The organism is Citrobacter sp. Marseille-Q5395 (assembly GCF_947057495.1).
GTDB classification, from domain to species: Bacteria; Pseudomonadota; Gammaproteobacteria; order Enterobacterales; family Enterobacteriaceae; genus Citrobacter; species Citrobacter murliniae.
Genome location: NZ_CAMSEL010000001.1, coordinates 643235 through 659901, shown reverse-complemented (window position 1 = coordinate 659901; position 16667 = coordinate 643235). Strand labels below are relative to the sequence as shown.

At 51.5% G+C, this 16667-nt stretch carries 18 protein-coding genes; 5 read left to right on the top strand and 13 right to left on the bottom strand.

All coding sequences use genetic code 11. The features are described from left to right. Positions 1-41: 41 nt before the first annotated feature. From OH663_RS03020 to ubiU, 3 genes are all read right to left on the bottom strand, one after another. Complete coding sequence (locus tag OH663_RS03020; RefSeq protein ID WP_045448002.1) at positions 42-1049, bottom strand: luciferase-like monooxygenase; 1008 nt, start codon at positions 1047-1049, stop codon at positions 42-44. A 78-nt stretch (positions 1050-1127) separates the two neighbouring features. Then, positions 1128-2006 carry a U32 family peptidase gene (locus OH663_RS03015; protein ID WP_045448000.1) on the bottom strand — a complete coding sequence of 293 codons (879 nt, stop codon included), beginning with the start codon at positions 2004-2006 and terminating at the stop codon, positions 1128-1130. 8 nt (positions 2007-2014) lie between these two features. After that, positions 2015-3010: a ubiquinone anaerobic biosynthesis protein UbiU gene (ubiU, locus tag OH663_RS03010; RefSeq protein ID WP_045447998.1), complete on the bottom strand. Its 996-nt coding sequence runs from the start codon at positions 3008-3010 to the stop codon at positions 2015-2017. A gap of 219 nt (positions 3011-3229) precedes the next feature. On the opposite strand from ubiU, the gene ubiT reads away from it, so the two are divergent. Next, on the top strand, positions 3230-3754 hold the full coding sequence (gene ubiT, locus OH663_RS03005) for a ubiquinone anaerobic biosynthesis accessory factor UbiT (RefSeq protein WP_200010072.1): 525 nt from the start codon (positions 3230-3232) through the stop codon (positions 3752-3754). Beyond that, entirely contained in the window at positions 3748-4251 is a 504-nt protein-coding gene (locus OH663_RS03000; RefSeq protein ID WP_045447993.1) for a GNAT family N-acetyltransferase, read from the top strand. Before ubiT ends, OH663_RS03000 begins: the two co-directional genes overlap by 7 nt. Here the strand turns inward: OH663_RS03000 and OH663_RS02995 are convergent. Continuing rightward, positions 4238-4537, bottom strand: coding sequence for a GIY-YIG nuclease family protein (locus OH663_RS02995; RefSeq protein WP_045447990.1), 300 nt, complete (start codon positions 4535-4537; stop codon positions 4238-4240). The genes OH663_RS03000 and OH663_RS02995 overlap by 14 nt on opposite strands. A 52-nt stretch (positions 4538-4589) precedes the next feature. Between OH663_RS02995 and OH663_RS02990 the strand changes: the two genes are divergently transcribed. Both OH663_RS02990 and OH663_RS02985 read left to right on the top strand, forming a co-directional pair. Continuing rightward, positions 4590-5018: a YhbP family protein gene (locus OH663_RS02990; RefSeq protein ID WP_200010071.1), complete on the top strand. Its 429-nt coding sequence runs from the start codon at positions 4590-4592 to the stop codon at positions 5016-5018. A gap of 38 nt (positions 5019-5056) precedes the next feature. Further along, on the top strand, positions 5057-5692 hold the full coding sequence (locus OH663_RS02985; protein WP_045447984.1) for an NAD(P)H-binding protein: 636 nt from the start codon (positions 5057-5059) through the stop codon (positions 5690-5692). Between the two features lie 35 nt (positions 5693-5727). Here OH663_RS02985 and dolP read toward each other — a convergent pair whose 3' ends face one another. Genes dolP through OH663_RS02965 form a run of 4 tightly spaced genes read right to left on the bottom strand, consistent with a single transcriptional unit; the run spans position 5728 to position 9345 of the window. Further along, positions 5728-6303 (bottom strand): division/outer membrane stress-associated lipid-binding lipoprotein, encoded by a 576-nt coding sequence (dolP, locus tag OH663_RS02980; RefSeq protein ID WP_045447981.1) that lies wholly within the window; start codon positions 6301-6303, stop codon positions 5728-5730. 9 nt (positions 6304-6312) lie between these two features. Next, the gene (gene diaA / locus OH663_RS02975) at positions 6313-6903 is read right to left on the bottom strand and encodes a DnaA initiator-associating protein DiaA (RefSeq protein WP_003024948.1); all 591 of its coding nucleotides are present in this window, start codon (positions 6901-6903) and stop codon (positions 6313-6315) included. A 34-nt stretch (positions 6904-6937) separates the two neighbouring features. Next, entirely contained in the window at positions 6938-7333 is a 396-nt protein-coding gene (locus OH663_RS02970; protein ID WP_045447978.1) for a YraN family protein, read from the bottom strand. Further along, complete coding sequence (locus tag OH663_RS02965) at positions 7291-9345, bottom strand: penicillin-binding protein activator (RefSeq protein WP_200010069.1); 2055 nt, start codon at positions 9343-9345, stop codon at positions 7291-7293. Before OH663_RS02965 ends, OH663_RS02970 begins: the two co-directional genes overlap by 43 nt. 62 nt (positions 9346-9407) lie before the next feature. Between OH663_RS02965 and rsmI the strand changes: the two genes are divergently transcribed. After that, the gene (rsmI, locus tag OH663_RS02960; protein ID WP_200010067.1) at positions 9408-10268 is read left to right on the top strand and encodes a 16S rRNA (cytidine(1402)-2'-O)-methyltransferase; all 861 of its coding nucleotides are present in this window, start codon (positions 9408-9410) and stop codon (positions 10266-10268) included. Between the two features lie 125 nt (positions 10269-10393). Here rsmI and OH663_RS02955 read toward each other — a convergent pair whose 3' ends face one another. The 5 genes from OH663_RS02955 to OH663_RS02935 all read right to left on the bottom strand — a co-directional run bounded on the left by OH663_RS02955 (position 10394) and on the right by OH663_RS02935 (position 16600). Continuing rightward, the gene (locus OH663_RS02955) at positions 10394-11455 is read right to left on the bottom strand and encodes a fimbrial protein (RefSeq protein ID WP_200010064.1); all 1062 of its coding nucleotides are present in this window, start codon (positions 11453-11455) and stop codon (positions 10394-10396) included. Between the two features lie 11 nt (positions 11456-11466). Continuing rightward, positions 11467-13986 (bottom strand): fimbria/pilus outer membrane usher protein, encoded by a 2520-nt coding sequence (locus OH663_RS02950; protein ID WP_200010063.1) that lies wholly within the window; start codon positions 13984-13986, stop codon positions 11467-11469. A 35-nt stretch (positions 13987-14021) separates the two neighbouring features. Further along, a complete protein-coding gene (locus OH663_RS02945; RefSeq protein WP_045447962.1) occupies positions 14022-14720 on the bottom strand; it encodes a fimbrial biogenesis chaperone in 699 nt (232 codons plus the stop codon). A 76-nt stretch (positions 14721-14796) separates the two neighbouring features. Beyond that, positions 14797-15369, bottom strand: a complete 573-nt coding sequence (locus tag OH663_RS02940; RefSeq protein WP_045447960.1) for a fimbrial protein — start codon at positions 15367-15369, stop codon at positions 14797-14799. Between the two features lie 457 nt (positions 15370-15826). Continuing rightward, complete coding sequence (locus tag OH663_RS02935; protein ID WP_045447957.1) at positions 15827-16600, bottom strand: DeoR/GlpR family DNA-binding transcription regulator; 774 nt, start codon at positions 16598-16600, stop codon at positions 15827-15829. Positions 16601-16667 lie beyond the last annotated feature (67 nt).

Here is a 16667-nt window from a genome sequence, read left to right as displayed (position 1 = left end):
GTAGGTCCGGTAAGCGAAGCACCACCGGGCAAAACAACGCCCTACCCAACCAACTCTTCTTTCACCTGCATCGCTAAATCAAACGAATGTAAACGTGCCTGGTGGTCGAAAATCTGCCCATTGACCATAATTTCATCCGCTTGTGTTTCACGCAGAATCGACTCCAGTCCATGACGTATTTTCACTTTATCTCCCACCAGCGACATACTCAGTGCCTGCTGAACGCCATACTGCTCAGAAGCGGACCACAGCTGATGCATATTTTCTACCGGAGGTGGTAACTGTCCGGTTTCACCCCGACGCAATTTTACGAATGCCTGCTGCATCGAGGTAAAGAGAAATTCGGCATCACGATTGCTGTCAGCGGCAATGATATTGATGCACACCATGGCATACGGTGTTGCCAGCCGTGCTGAAGGTTTGAACTGAGTGCGATACAGATGCAATGCCTGGTGCAGCATATCTGGTGCGAAGTGTGAGGCGAAGGCAAACGGCAAACCAAGCTGTGCTGCCAGTTGTGCGCTGTACAGGCTGGATCCCAGTAACCAGACCGGAATTTGCTCACCATAGCCGGGAACCGGGCGTACTTGTGGATTAGGATCGCATGCGTCAAACCAGTCCACCAGTTCCGCCACATCGCGCGGGAAGTTATCGATATCACCGCTCATATGACGGCGCAGTGCGCGCATGGTGGGTTGATCGCTGCCTGGCGCACGTCCAAGGCCCAGGTCGATACGGCCAGGATACAGCGTATTCAGCGTCCCGAACTGCTCAGCGATCACCAACGGTGAATGGTTAGGTAGCATGACCCCACCGGACCCCAGACGCAGGGTGGTGGTATTGGCTGCCAGATAACCTATCAGTACAGAGGTTGCTGCACTGGCGATACCGGTCATATTGTGATGTTCAGCCAGCCAGTAGCGATGGTAGCCGCGCTTTTCAGCCAGTTGAGCGAGATCCAGAGAGTGCGTAAAAGCCTCTTTTGCACTGGAACCTTCGGGGATCGGTGCCAGATCCAGCACCGAGAACGGAATAATTTTGTCAGTCATAACGGCTCACTTTGTTACCGGTTAATCTTTTAATACTGCATTAAAATTTGATTACCGTTGTTAACAAAGTGAGCTTTTTTACGCCTGAAGCTCCAGACCTGCCAGACGTTTCCAGTAGCCGTTACAGTCGCTGTGGGCAGTAAGTGGTAATGGGGCACAGCCATTCTCATTGGCACGGAAGGCATCAAGCATCGCGAATGTCTCGGTTCCTAATGGGGACAGACGGACGATATCAACCAGGCCCTGCATGGACGTCAGTTCATTACCGAGGTTGTAGACATAACCGCTCATGGTCTGAATCCCATTCAGGACAAAGACCTGCTGGTTCTCTTGCGACAGGACATCGCGGCCATTTGGATATTTGATGCAGCAGGTTTCGCATTCGTCTTTTGGTCGGTCCTCAGAGCGTGCGGTAAAGCAGCGGGCAGAGTACGCTAAAGGTAGATGCCCGTAGCTCAGAACTTCGACTTCAAACTGGTTGCGAATACCCAAGTCATCACACTGGTTGAGCAGATTCACCAGCCAGTCGCGGGATAGTTCTACTGGCATACACCAGCGCACCATGCCTTGTTTAAGCAACAGACGAAGGGTCACGGCGTTGTAGCAGTTGAGCGCATGCCCGGCGACAAATGGCAGTTTACGTTCGGCGCACATGTTCACAACGCCCAGATCGCTGGCTTCCAGCAGGAAGTCGCCATTTTCTACATAGCGCTTCAGCTCACCCAGCTCCGATGATGCCTGAACCAGCGCCAGCGTGGACAGCACCACCTGTTTCCCGCTACTGGCGAGTGATTTTGCCATATCAATCCAGTCACCCGTTTTGGTGGCGCGGCGTTTGCTACACACAGCTTCCCCAAGATAGATAACGTCGGCATTACTGGTAGCGGCCTGCTGATAAAAATCTTCCAGCGTTTCTTTCGACCAGTAGTAGAGCACTGGTCCTAAGGAATATTTCATTGCTTTTCTCACTGCCATTTACGGTGATACGCACCAAGCGTAGTCTGCGTGCCTTCGGACATTGAACCGAGTGTTTCCATCCAGGCGCTTTGCGGAACAAAGTTCTGCGGATCGGCTTTGCAACGGTCAATCGCCTGGCGCCACACTTTCGCCACCTGGCTGACGTAAGCCGGGCTACGCTGACGTCCCTCAATTTTCACCGAGGCGATGTTGGCTGCCATCAGATCGGGTAGCAGTTCTAACGTATTAAGGCTGGTCGGCTCCTCCAGCGCATGATAACGCTCACCGTCCACAAGATAGCGTCCCTTACAAAGCGTTGGATAACCTGCGTTTTCACCGTCCTGATAGCGGTCAATCAGCACTTCATTCAGGCGAGATTCAAGGCCTGCTGGGGTTTGCTGCCAGCGAACAAATCGGGCAGGGGAGCACGCACCAACGGTGTTGGGGGATTCACCCGTCAGATAAGACGAAAGATAGCAGCGACCTTCCGCCATAATGCACAGACTGCCAAAGGCAAACACTTCTAAAGGAACTGGTGTTACGCGAGCGAGCTGTTTTACCTGATGGATTGATAGCACACGTGGTAGAACAACGCGTGCGACGTCAAAGTTGCGATGGTAGAAATTAATCGCTTCCTCGTTGGTTGCGGATGCCTGAACGGAGACATGGCGCTCAATATGCGGGTAGCGCTCTGCGGCATACTCAAGCATAGCGAGATCGGCGAGGATCAGCGCATCAGCACCCAGTTGCGCCGCCATATCAACGGCTCGTTGCCAACGTGCGTAACCATCCGGGTGCGCAAAGGTGTTAATTGCGATGTGCAGCTTACGGCGGTGTTGATGGACAAAATTCACCGCTTCCTGCAATTTTTTCTCGGTAAAATTAAGGCCGGCGAAATGACGGGCGTTGGTGTCATCTTTCAGCCCGATGTATACAGCATCAGCGCCGTTCTCGATGGCCGCCTTAAGCGCCGGGAGATTTCCGGCAGGGCAGAGCAGCTCCATAATTTATCCTGAAAGTTGCGCCACCAGGGCGCAAAAATGTTAACGAAGAGGGATTTTAGTTAACCTTGCTGAGACAATTTTTGATTTGAGGCAGTTAAAGTCGTATTGGTGACACCAATAAAGAGGTAACAATTTCGCATCGAATTGTTGATTTATGCCGCTATGTCGTTTATTTGATATGGCAAAATAGCAGGACTATTGAAACAGGGAGTAAAGCTCGTGTTGGAAAAACTGCGTTCACGCTTAGTACATTTTGGTCCTTCTCTGATGAGTGTACCGGTTAAACTGACGCCCTTTACGCTGAAGCGCCAGGTCTTGGAACAAGTCTTGAGCTGGCAATTTCGCCAGGCGCTGGCCGATGGAGAACTTGAGTTTCTCGACGGTCGCTGGTTGAGCATAAATGTTCGCGATATTGGCCTCAGATGGTATACCTCTGTTGAGAACGACAAACTTATCGTCAGTCAGGACGCAGACGCTGATGTGAGTTTTAGCGCAGATGCCAGCGATTTATTGATGATTGCAGCGCGCAAGCAGGACCCGGATACGCTTTTCTTCCAGCGTCGCCTGGTGATTGAAGGCGATACAGAATTAGGGCTACATGTGAAAAATCTGATGGACGCCATTGAACTGGAGCAGATGCCGAAACCGTTGCGTGTCATGCTGCTGCAACTGGCGGACTTTGTTGAGGCGGGTATGAAACATTCGCCAGAAACCAAACAGACCTCGGTAGGTGAACCATGCTGATTCGAGTTGAAATTCCCATTGATGCCCCTGGTATTGATGCGTTGCTGCGCCGCTCATTTGATAGCGATGCAGAAGCGAAGTTAGTACATGACCTGCGCGAAGATGGCTTTCTGACGCTGGGTCTGGTTGCGACCGATGACGAAGGCCAGGTTGTGGGCTATGTCGCGTTCAGTCCTGTTGATGTACAGGGTGAAGACCTGCAATGGGTCGGAATGGCTCCACTGGCGGTTGATGAAAACTACCGTGGACAGGGTCTGGCGCGTCAACTGGTTTATGAAGGGCTGGATTCGCTGAACGAGTTTGGTTACGCCGCGGTGGTCACACTGGGCGATCCAGCATTGTACAGTCGCTTAGGCTTTGAACTGGCCGCTCACCACGATCTTCATTGCCGCTGGCCTGGTACCGAAAGCGCATTTCAGGTGCATCGCCTGGCGGAAGATGCGCTGAATGGTGTGACGGGTTTGGTGGAATACCACGATCACTTCAATCGTTTTTAAGCGCCGGGGTTTGCAGGCTGCTCAGTAGCGCCTCAAACCCTTCGCCTTCTACAAGGCGTTCTTTCTGACGCTTTGTAAGCTGTTTAATACGATATTCTATGCGCAGGGCCAGCGAACGGTCGCCGACTTGCGCCGCAAATGCCAGAGTTAATTCCCCCTTTCCGCGCAGTGCTTTTGCGCCTTTTCCACTCTGATGCTGCTTATAGCGGCGTTGCACATCGGTTGTTATTCCGGTGTATAGGGCGTTGTCTGCGGTACGGATCAGGTACAGATACCAGGGTGTCATTGTCACCATCGACGTGATAATTTTCAAACTTACAGTATAAAAGAGAACAGAAATGGAAACACTGACTGCGGTGACTCGTTGGCTGGCAAAACAGCACGTCGTGACCTGGTGTGTGCACCATGAGGGTGAATTGTGGTGTGCCAATGCATTTTATCTGTTTGATGCACAAAAGATGGCGTTCTATTTGCTCACCGAAGAGAAGACGCGCCATGCACAGATGTCCGGCCCGCGCGCACCCGTTGCTGGAACGGTAAACGGCCAGCCCAAAACGGTGGCGCTGATCCGCGGTGTGCAGTTTAAAGGGGAAATCAGGCGTCTGGAGGGAGAAGAGAGTGACTTAGCGCGTAAAGCTTATAATCGCCGCTTCCCTGTCGCCAAAATGATGCCTGCGCCCGTCTGGGAGATTCGGCTGGATGAAATCAAATTCACTGACAACACATTGGGTTTTGGTAAAAAAATGCTTTGGCTACGTGATCTATAGTTAGATAAATGATAGTGGGCGCAAAGGAAGGAGAAGCGATGAGTCAGGTGTTAATTACAGGTGCAACGGGGTTGGTGGGGGGGCATTTATTGCGTATGCTGCTGAATGAACCGCGGATCCACGCCATTACTGCTCCAACACGCCGCCCACTGGCCGATACGGTTGGGGTTTATAACCCGCACGATCCGCAACTGACAGATGCGCTGGCACAGGTGAACGATCCGATAGATATCGTTTTTTGCTGCCTGGGAACCACCCGACGAGAAGCGGGCAGCAAAGAGGCATTTATTCACGCAGACTATACCCTAGTGGTGGATACCGCCCTGACGGGTCTTCGCCTGGGGGCCCAGCATATGCTGGTAGTCAGCGCTATGGGAGCCAATGCCAACTCCCCATTTTTTTATAACCGGGTTAAAGGTGAAATGGAACAGGCGCTGATTGCTCAGAACTGGCCACGGTTAACGATTGCACGGCCTTCAATGTTGTTGGGGGAACGGGATAAGCAGCGGGCAAATGAAATGTTCTTTGCACCGTTATTCCGGCTGCTGCCCGGAAACTGGAAATCGATTGAGGCGCGTGATGTTGCGCGGGCAATGCTGGCGGAAGCTATCTCACCTGCTCATGAAGGGGTGTCAGTTCTTACTTCATCCCAGCTTCGGGAAAGAGCGAAATAACCCGGCGAGTATGGCCTCACCGGGCTATTTACGCGTTATTTGATGAACGTAAAGGCTGTGGTGACGCGCTTCACGCCACTTACCCGGCTGGCGATATCTGCTGCAGCCTTCGCTTCACGCTCGGTGACCAGACCCAACAGGAATACTTCTCCATTCTCGGTTGTCACTTTAACGTTAGAGGATTTCACCTGATCGCTGGTCAGCAACTGGGAACGAACTTTGGTGGTGATCCAGGTATCGTTGGATGCTTCGCCAAGACCGATTGGCTGGCCCTGACGGATCTCGTTAAATACTTCCGTCGTGCCTTCTACGCCCATAGCAATTTGTTTTGCTCGTGCAGAAAGCTCGCTATTAGGAGACTGACCGACCAGCAGCACCTTACCCTGATAGGCGCTGACGTTGATGCGCGCTTCTTTCTTAATTTGGGCATCTTTTGACAACGCCGTATTGACGCGTAATTCCAGGGTACCATCATCTACCTGGGTGCCGACACTGCGAGGGTCTGTTGCGGCTTTAGTCCCTACAGCTGCAGTTCCGACAACGGCGGCAGCTACACAGCCTTGCAACAGCAACGCAGAAATAACGACTGCGAGCGGCGAAAATGCCTTCATGTGTACTCCTTAATCATCCTGGTGAGGGAAAAGCGTGTTATCGATGAGATCGCAAAGGCAGTTTACCGTCAGCATATGCATTTCCTGAACGCGGGCGCTGTGGTGTGAGGGAATGCGGATTTCGACATCCTGTGGCCCCAATAATCCGGCCAGTTCACCCCCGTCATAACCGGTCAGCGCTACGATCGTCATGTCACGCGTGACGGCAGCTTCAACGGCTTTAACGATATCGCGGCTATTACCACGCGTAGAGATAGCCAACAGAACATCACCTGCATGTCCCAGCGCACGGACTTGTTTTGCATAAACTTCGTCGTGCAGGCGATCGTTGGCAATCGCAGTTAAGACCACATTATCAGTATTTAGTGCAATAGCAGGTAAACTGGGGCGTTCTGTTTCAAAACGGTTGATCATGCTGGCAGCAAAATGCTGTGCGTTGGCAGCGGACGTCCCATTACCACAACAGAGAATTTTGTTGCCATTGAGCAGGGATTGAACCAGCGTCATGGCTGCACGGGAAATCGCATCCGGAAGCGCTTCAGCCGCAGCAATCTGAGTTTGAATGCTTTCTGTAAAGCAGACTTTAATTCTATCTAACACGCTAATCCTTAAGAACCAGGCTCTGTATCTTCAATTATGAGTGGTCATTAAACGCATCCTTAAACCACTCAACATCATTTCCGGTGAAGGCTAACACATCGAACCGGCAATCCACAGTATCAAAACTCCCATTATGACGGGCGAGCCACAAACGGGCGGTCTGTAATAATTTGTGTTGTTTGCTACGGGTCACACTTGCTGCCGCGCCGCCAAAAAGGGCTGAACGGCGGAAACGGACTTCAACAAAGACGGTCGTTTTGCCTTCACGCATTATCAGGTCAATTTCGCCGCCACGTTCACGTACGTTGGCGGCAATAAAACGCAGTCCTTTGCGTTCCAGCCAGTCACGCGCGGTAGCTTCCCACGCGTCACCGGTCTCTTTACTCGTTAACTGGCGGGGACGACTTGCCCTTGCTGGTATTTGAGCCATGATAACTTCCTGTTAATCACGCAATCCTGAGTCGCGGTTAATGCACCGGTGTTGCCATTAATTTCGAAGCCCTGCACCTGACGCATTTGCGAAAAGTGGTTAGCCAGCGACCAGGCATCGACACCCATTGCGTACATGCGCGCAAGCGAGTAGTCGTTATGCACCGCGCTTAGCGCTTGTTGCATGAGAGGCTCGTTACCGCCGGCCAACATCGGGATTTCGCTGTACTGCAAGCCTTCCATTTCCAGTCGGAAGTCAGGGCCGGCTGTGCCTTGTGCGCTACGAGAGCTGGCGTAAAGGGTTGCACCGCTCTGGCTGCCGTTACGCATAGCAATCATCGGTTTAATAAACGCGATTTCTTCTGGCGTTGCCAGAATATACACGGCATCAACGCGACCACCGCCACCGGTGATTTGCGCATCGCTTGGTGGAGCTGGAATTGTCAGGCCACCAATCGTCACGCCAGGCTGCGAAGGTATAGAGGATACAATAGGGCTACCCGTCAGGGAGATCCCTGAACCGCCGTTGACGCCCATTTTCAGTTCCGCGGTGGAGCCGAATTTCTGCTGTAACACCACGCCGCCACCAAGCGCCTGCCACTCCTGAGCAAAGGCGTTGGACACGCGATCGCCAAGCGCGCTACGAGGGATAAGCAGCAGCGGGGCCTGCTTACCCTGCGAGTGAATATGGCGTGCGGCATCGCGAGCTTCGTCTTCTGGTGACAGAGCGAAATAGCAAATATTTGCCAGATTCTGCACCGCCTCAGGTTGGTTAAGCGCCAGCACATTCAGCGGTGTGTTGCTTTTCATCAGTTCTTCAACATTGTTTTTCAGCAGCGGGCCGACAACAATGCTGGCGCCATCCTGCTGAACCTGGGCCAGGATTTGATTTAGCGGTTGTGATGAGGTGTCGTAGATTTTCAGCTCAGCGGATGGATTCGCTGGCGTGCTTGCCGTCGTCGCCGGGGCTGGTGCAGTTTGCGGTGTGCTGACAGCAGCTTCTGGCTGTGCTGGCGCATCCTGTGTCAGATCGCTCACCGAGGCCTGAGAAGGGCTGGCAACACCGTCGGCAGTCTGCGGTTGAGTATTCGCTTCAGTGTTGCTCGTAGCCAATGCGGTGGGGGCTGCAACAGGAGTAGCTACGGGTTGCGTGCCCATATTTTTAGCCGCTTCAAAGCCCTGTTGAATAGTACGACCAAAAACAGCAGCCTGGCCATTCAGAGGCAGCAACAGCGCAATTTTACTGGTGGATGCTGGCTTAAAGCTCTGGACGTTTATCAACTGAGTGGGTAGTAATTTCGCACCAGGGTTTTGCGGATAACGTTTTTGCCAGTCGGCAATACCCGCTTTCATCATATCCGGGTCGCTACGGTTATCGAACCACACGCGTTGCAGATCCAGCCAGCCTTGCAGAACGTTTTCATCCGCATTGATGACCAGTGTCTGTGCCTGCTCTTTCGTCATTGACGAGAGAGCCTGCCAGGTGGCGTCGATGTTTTTCTGCTTGTCCTGTGCTGACAGTAGCGGTTCCTGAGCAATCAGAGCGCGCAGCAGTGTTAACGATGGGCGCCCCTGGCTGGCATCGATCTGCGCTTGCCAGTAGCGAGCCTGCTGGTTGTGATCGAAATCGGCCGGAGTGAGTTTATCCAGCAGCGCCTGCGCGCCAGCAATGTCTTTTTGTGCCAGCTTGATTTCAACAGCCAATAAAGACTGTTCGCGACGTTGTGTATCGTTCAGACTCTGTGGGAGTTGCTTGAACAATTCGACAGCCTGCTGGGTCTTGCCTTCTTTCAGCAGCGCACGAATGGCGAGTAATTGCCAGTTGGTCTTGCTATCATCTGAGCTTTGCTGCATTTGCTGCAGATAAAAGCCGGAATCAGCCTGTGCGGTGCCCTGCATGTGGGCTGCACTTTGGTCTGGCGCCTGGGTGCCACAGCCGGCGAAGATCAATGCTGCCAGGATTACTGGCAGAGCGCGCGCGGCTTTCAAACGAGAAAATGTTGAGGGTACCATACTGTATCCAGTGATATTTTTTACGCAATGCTCAATATTAAATCGGCAATACGGACGACACAATGAAACAACACGAATCGGCGGATAATTCTCAAGGCCAACTCTTTATTGTACCTACTCCTATCGGAAATTTGGCTGATATTACCCAACGAGCGCTCGAAGTATTGCAAGCTGTTGATTTAATTGCCGCTGAAGATACGCGTCATACAGGTTTATTGCTGCAACATTTCGCGATTAACGCCCGTTTGTTTGCGCTGCATGACCATAACGAACAGCAAAAGGCCGAAACGCTGGTGGCGAAGTTGAAAGAAGGGCAAAACATCGCGCTGGTTTCCGACGCCGGAACGCCGCTGATTAACGATCCTGGCTACCATTTAGTGCGCACCTGCCGGGAAGCCGGTATTCGTGTGGTTCCTCTGCCTGGCCCGTGTGCTGCCATTGCCGCGCTGAGCGCAGCCGGTTTGCCGTCGGATCGTTTTTGCTACGAAGGTTTCTTACCGGCGAAATCGAAAGGCCGTCGTGATGCGATGAAAGCCATCGAAGCTGAACCACGTACATTGATTTTCTATGAATCAACCCATCGCCTGCTGGATAGTCTGGAAGATATGGTGGCTGTGTGGGGGGAATCCCGCTACGTGGTCCTGGCGCGCGAGCTGACCAAAACCTGGGAAACCATTCACGGCGCACCGGTCGGCGAACTGCTGGCATGGGTAAAAGAAGATGAAAATCGCCGTAAGGGTGAAATGGTGCTGATTGTCGAAGGGCATAAAGCGCAGGAAGATGAACTACCTGCCGAAGCATTGCGCACGCTGGCATTGCTGCAAAAAGAGCTACCGCTGAAGAAAGCGGCAGCCCTGGCGGCAGAGATCCACGGCGTGAAGAAAAATGCGCTGTATAAATATGCGCTGGAGCAGCAGGGCTAGTAATATTTCATCGGGCGTCGCTGTGCTTGCCAAATACTACAATGATGTTAAATTTCAATAAATTGTACGTTTTTTTGTGGTTCTGGTCAGCGACGCGTCATCCGATTTTTTCATTCGTCATCGCGTTATCTGACAATAATTGTGATGGTGGCCGTGCCACTGAATTTTCCCGGAGCCAGCACGCCGCCGACCAGGTTGACGGGGTACGCGGACATATGGGCTGCGCCGGAACCTGACGAGTCGAGAGCAACAATGCCGTCAGAAAACGGAATATTCGTTGCTCCTCCGTCGGTATGCCGCATACGAATACCTACATCCGGAACGTTATCCCCGCTTCTGCGCCGAGCCACGAGAATGTACTGATTGATGATATCGTCAGCGTCAAATCTCATCTGTAAGGTATTTGCGATGGTCGAGGTATCGCCACAATCGTAGGTAATATCGAATGTTACCGGCGTATAGCCGTCGGGCATGGCGTCTTTGGTGGTAAAGCGGTTGCCGTTAATAAAACCAAGATTGACCTGAACCACGTCGCCCTGATTAATTTTGCAGTTCTGCGGTACGGTGATCCGCCCGCTGATGGAAAGCGTAACCAGGTTTTTATAGGCGCCAGGGCTTTGAGGAGAGGATACATTGTTGCTCCACGCGGCTTTAATCACCGCTACATCCGTCTGCGGGATAATCAACTCCCCTAAAAACGGTTTAGTAATGCGCAGTTCAAACTTAGTTTGTGCCCCGATCGTTACGGCGGCGGCACGTTTGCTGGGGTCATCGTCGCGACACAAACCGTTGTCGGATCTCTCCTGGTAGAGCACGCTCTCTTTCACGCTCGCCATGGGAACAACCTGTTCGCCTTTTCCGGGAATGTCTCTGAGCGTGGTGCGAATATCCAGGCTATCGTTCAGCTTGTAGTAACCCGTAGTTTGTCCCTGGGTCGGGAGCAGTGAGTCCGCCCTGTAATAGGGATTAACCCCGGTGTTTTTCGGGCAGTCGCAGGTGATTTGATAACTGTTTCCCGTGACCGGGGCAGTCGATGTCGAGTTATGCCCGACAACGTTGTCAGCTTCACTCCAGTCGGCAGAAAGATCGCTGGAATAGACCTCATTGGCTTCACAACTGCCGAAGGCAGCCTGCGCAGAATGGCTGCTACACAGTAAAATAGCCATGATAAACGCGCTTTTTTTCATTGTTTTTATCCTTAGAGACACTGGGCAGTGCCACGCAAAACTGAGGCCTTGCTGGCTTTGCCGGCAGGTAAGCTGAAGGTAAACTGGCACTGTTGATCGGCCTGATTCCCCCACTGCACAGTCCAGGGCTGTGGCTGCGTAGAGACCCCCGCCAGATAAAGAACGCCGCCTTCATCGACAATATTTTCCTGCCCGCTATCTGGATTGCTGGCCCGTGCGCCAAATGGCACAGGGTTGCCATTTTTGTCGCGCAGCGTGACCAACACGCGCAGGCCGATATCGGCAGTAAAACGGGCGGTGACCACTGCACCATTGTTTGGCACAACCACTTGTGTGGTTTGCTGCACGTCAACGTCATCAGGCATTAGCGTGGTATCCAGTGAGATCCGGTTTTCCTGGTACGAAGTCAGATAAGGGATCACCGCGTAACCGAACGGATCGGTGGCGATACCGGGATAGTTCTGCACGCGTACGCCGGGTGCGCCGTTGAGGTCGATCAGCGCGAAACTGTTACCCAGCGGTTGCGACAGCGTGACGCCGTGCCGATGCATCACGATGCCGCCGGACGCGCCGTAGCTGTACTGGCGGCTGTCATTGCTGTAGTCGTAATTGGCGTTGAAAGTGCCATAGGCTGAGCGATAACTACTGCCAAGGCTGCTGCTGTGGTTGTTATCAGTATCCTGGGTTTGCTTGAGCGAGTAGCTCAGACGGTTGTCCTGCAACAATGAGCCATCGAGGCGGGCTTCATTCTGAGTGGCGCGGTCTTTCTGATTTGTCATGCGGTATGACGCCCGACTGTGTGGTAGCCAGCGATCCAGTGGAATGCTGAGGCTAAGCGAAAGCGTGCGGTCGTTATCTTCTTCGTCATAGTCGGTGAACTGCCCGCTAAGGTTGTAGCCAATTCCGGCTATCTGGCCGTTAATCCCCAGCGATAAGTTGCGATCATGCCCACCGCTATTCCAGTAATCACGTTGCGAGCCAGAGGTGTAAAAACTCACGCTGCCAAACAGCGACTGGCTAAGGTTGAGCTGAATTTGGCTACGCTGGCGTTGGCTACTGTCCTGACCGTGTGCATTCGCATCTGAGAAGGTAAAGAAGCCGCTGCTGGTGTAGCGATAATAGCTCAGCGACAGGTTGGTTCCTGTTTCCGGGATCTCTTTGGTGTATTGGGTTCGCCACTGGTAGCCCGATGCAGACTGTTGATCGTCGAACTGACTGTCGGCACGAGTGATGTCCACCGCCAGTGCCCCAATCATCCCCAGTGTGCTGCCGACGCCTGCGCCCAGCGACTGATAGTTTTCTGCTCCGAGCAGGCCACCGTAGAGCGTGAGTGTGTTATTCAGGCCATATATCGCCGTCCCTTCGGCAAACTCGGGTTCGTCGCTATCGTTGCTGGTAGTGGCGCGAAATTTCCCGGCGGTGACGCTGTACTTCAAACGCCCTGGGCGCTGCATCAACGGTAGCGAGGAGTAAGGCTGGACAAAGTGGCGAAGGGAGCCGTCGCTCTCTTCAATGGTGATATCCAGGTCGCCGCTGGAGGCGCTGGGGTAAAGGTCGTTAATTTCAAATGCCCCGGCGGGTACATTACTTTGATAAATGATGTAGTCGTTTTGCCGTACCGTGATGATGGCGCTGGTATTGGCGATGCCGCGAATGGTCGGCGCAAAACCGCGCTGGCTGTTGGGCAGCATGTTGTCGTCAGAGGCGAGCTGCATCCCGGTGAACTGATAGCTGGAAAACAGGCTGCCAGTGGTGGCACTTTCACCTATCAATAGCTGAGATTTCAGCGTCTTAATATCGCGCTGGAGATAACTGTTAATGGTATTCCAACTGGACGACCGATCGTCGCGGTTCCAGGTGCTGTAGTTGCGCAGCCGCCATGGGCCGACGTTGGCACCATTTTGCAAATTAAGATATTGGCGCTCGCTCTGGTCGCCTCGCTGATAGCGTGTATCAGAGCCGGAAAAGCTGTAATTGGTGAATAGGGCTGGGACGCCGCTATCCCAACGGGAGGGGGCAACGTAGCCTCGGGCATCACGATAGAGCGCAATCAGCGGAATACTCATATTCAGCCGGCTGTGGTTGAAGTCGAAGTCTATGGTCGTACTGGGGATAAGCGACGGCAATGCGCTGATTATCGCGTCGTCGCTTTTCTCGGCTAACGCCGGAATATCATCCACCTTTACCCCCAGTTCACGTAGCTGAGCGATGGTGAACTGCGGTTCCAGCTGCTGGCTGGCGTTGGCGGTAAACGCTAGCGTCTTCTGCCCGATTTTATTTTTATTGAGATAAATATCTACGCGGTAATCGCCCGGAAGCTGCGATTTTTCCTGTGAAAATAGCGACAGATCGGTAGGTTGCATGCCACTTTTTTGAGTTTCCAGCATGGACGAATCAAAATAATATTCTGCGGTATAGGCTGTGCTACAGACCAGCCCACTGGCGGAAAAGACCAGCGGTAAACTGTGTTTGACGAAAACCGTCAAGCGGTTAAAAATCAGCCTGCTCTTGGGGGCTATGATTATTTTCATTACTGGAATCCGTAATTTTGTTTGCTGTTATGTGCTTATTGCAATTGACGGGTTTCCGGTTCAGTACTGCCACCGTAATCATTTATTGCCGCCCATTTCACGGTATTTCCAGTGTTCGCAGGCAGCGGCAATGTTTTATTTTCGCCGGGAGCCAGATAATCAATACTCTGCGTTAATTCGGTTTTTCCAACATTCATTCCTGCGAAAACAACATAATATTCAGACGGGTTATAAATATTGAGTGAATTACCGCTACGTTTAAATACCACCGTTTTCCAGGCATCGACAGCCCGTCCTTTAAGCTGCGCAGGACGGTAAAAAAGCTTGATACGGGTCTTAAAAACCAGCGTCAGCATGTTCTTGTCGGCGGTTGATTTATTTTGCGCAGGAATGGCTCGCACATTGATATAAAACATTGATTCTTTATCGTCAGGTAATGAAGCATCCGTTTTTATAATACGCAATGACGAACTATCACCTGCATCAAGACGAAATAGCGGTGGCGTAATAATAAATGGGCCGCGCTCGCCGTCCTGGAGATTATCAACCCAGGATTGCAGCAGATAAGGCATTTTATCGCTGTGGTTGAGCAGCGGTAGCGCCGCCTCTTTACGATCGGCGTTATAGATAACCCGCGTTCTCTGTAATACTACGCCTCCGGCCTGCGCCTGGCTGACAAGGGTGTTACACAACAAGGTTATTACTACCGTGATGATCCGTATCAAGATGGTCATTTTTCTACCTGATGCTGCAAAAACAGGGGGAATGGGTACAGCCCGTGTAAATGCGCAGGCTGCACCGCAGTGACGATTAACGGTAATCGAGTGTGACATCAACGGCAGCGTCGGCTTCACCGGCGGTAATGTCAGCGGGAGCTTCTGTTGAAACGTAGTAGGCGAACAGGTCGACGTTCATCGTGGCCCCCGTAATCTTGTAGGATATTTTCGGCGTGGCCAGCCTGTTCAACGGTATGATCGTTTGGGTTTTTGCATCCTCAATCTGGATACCGACCCCGTCAGCGGCGGTGGTCATACTGCTGACTTTCGCCAGGTCTGGGTGGTTAACGACCGTGCCGCCTGAGCGTGTTTCCAGCCATAACTGGAATGACGCATCCTTGGTTCCATCAATGTGCTCCCATGCGGTCATTGGGCAGTTGATTAATGGAAGAGTGAACGGAATTTTTGGGCTGCGGTCGCCAGCGGCCCTGAACTGGTACCTATTGTAGCTTCCCAGTTCGACATTAACTTCACGGTTAGGAGTGTTGATTTCGCAGGTAGATTCGATGATCTCGCCATTAAAGATTATTTGCCCATCGGTTGCGGCAGCATTGCCTGCGGCTAAAGCTAGCGCGCCCACAATCAGCATTTTGTTTATTAACGTCATAATAACCTAATCCTTGTGATATTTATTTCATGAATGAATATTATTTTAGCGATAAGTTTGTAAGCTTTTTATTGTATGATTTATGTTTGTAAATTAGAACGAAGGCATGTATTTTTGGGAATAAATTTATATTCATTTTATGTTTTTTATTACGTTGATAACGATTTTGGAATCATTATTTAGCGCATGATTTACTGACGTTTATAGGTGATGTTGATTTTTTTAATGGTAACGTTGTGCGTATAATTATACTAGCTCGTCATGACATTATCGAAGGTTGTATTTTTTTTGAAGATTGTATGTTTGAGGGTATATTATATAATATATGAAGGAATATTTGTCGTATTAAGTAAGTGTGATACTTCAATATGTAATTTATTGTAGGCATCAACCAGAAAGCGTTGCAGCAAAAAGATAGGCTGCAACGCTCTGGGGGGAAACGGGAAACCTGGCACCTCTAAACGACCAGCAATTCAACGCCTGTTTTTGTCAGTGCTGATTTATCCTGTTTGCTAATGCCGTCATCGGTAATCACGCAGTCAATCTTCTCCATCGGTAATACCTGATTAAAACCACGTCGATTGAACTTAGTCGCATCCAGTACGGCAATGACCTTATGCGCCGCCGCTGCCATTACGCTGCTAATGGAATAACCTTCATTGAATGTGGTAATACCATTCGTGGCATCAATCCCATCGGCGCCAACAAACATCAGGTCAGCGCTTATCCCTTGTAATGAACGTTCCGCGATGGTGCCATGCATTGAATGGGTTTTGTGGCGTACCGTTCCCCCACAGACAACCAACGTAATGTCTTTGTTTTCTGACAGCGTAAATGCGGCAGGCAGGCTATTGGTAATCACGGTAATATTGCTTTTCCGGTTTAACGCCTCCGCGATCAGTAAGGTAGTGCTTCCGCTATCCAGAATCACGGTCATCCCTTCTTCAACCATCGCAGTAGCGGCCTGGGCAATCCTTTTTTTGGGATCACTGGCGAGCTGATACCGTTCTTCTAATATCACTTCCTGATTGTCACCTTCGGCCAGATGGCTTCCAGGTTTTGCCGCACCACCGTGAAAACGGGTGACAAGCCCCTTCTCTTCTAATAATCGCAGGTCGGCGCGAATGGTTACTTCAGAAATACCAAAGGTATTCGAAAGATCCATTACCAGTACGCTACCTTGCGTATTAATCAGGTCGACAATTTTGTTCCTTCTCTCAAATGAGTTCATATTGATTTGCCTGACAATTTAATTGTCACTAGTTTAATCGAAGGATTGCGAAAGGTGAACGCCAAAT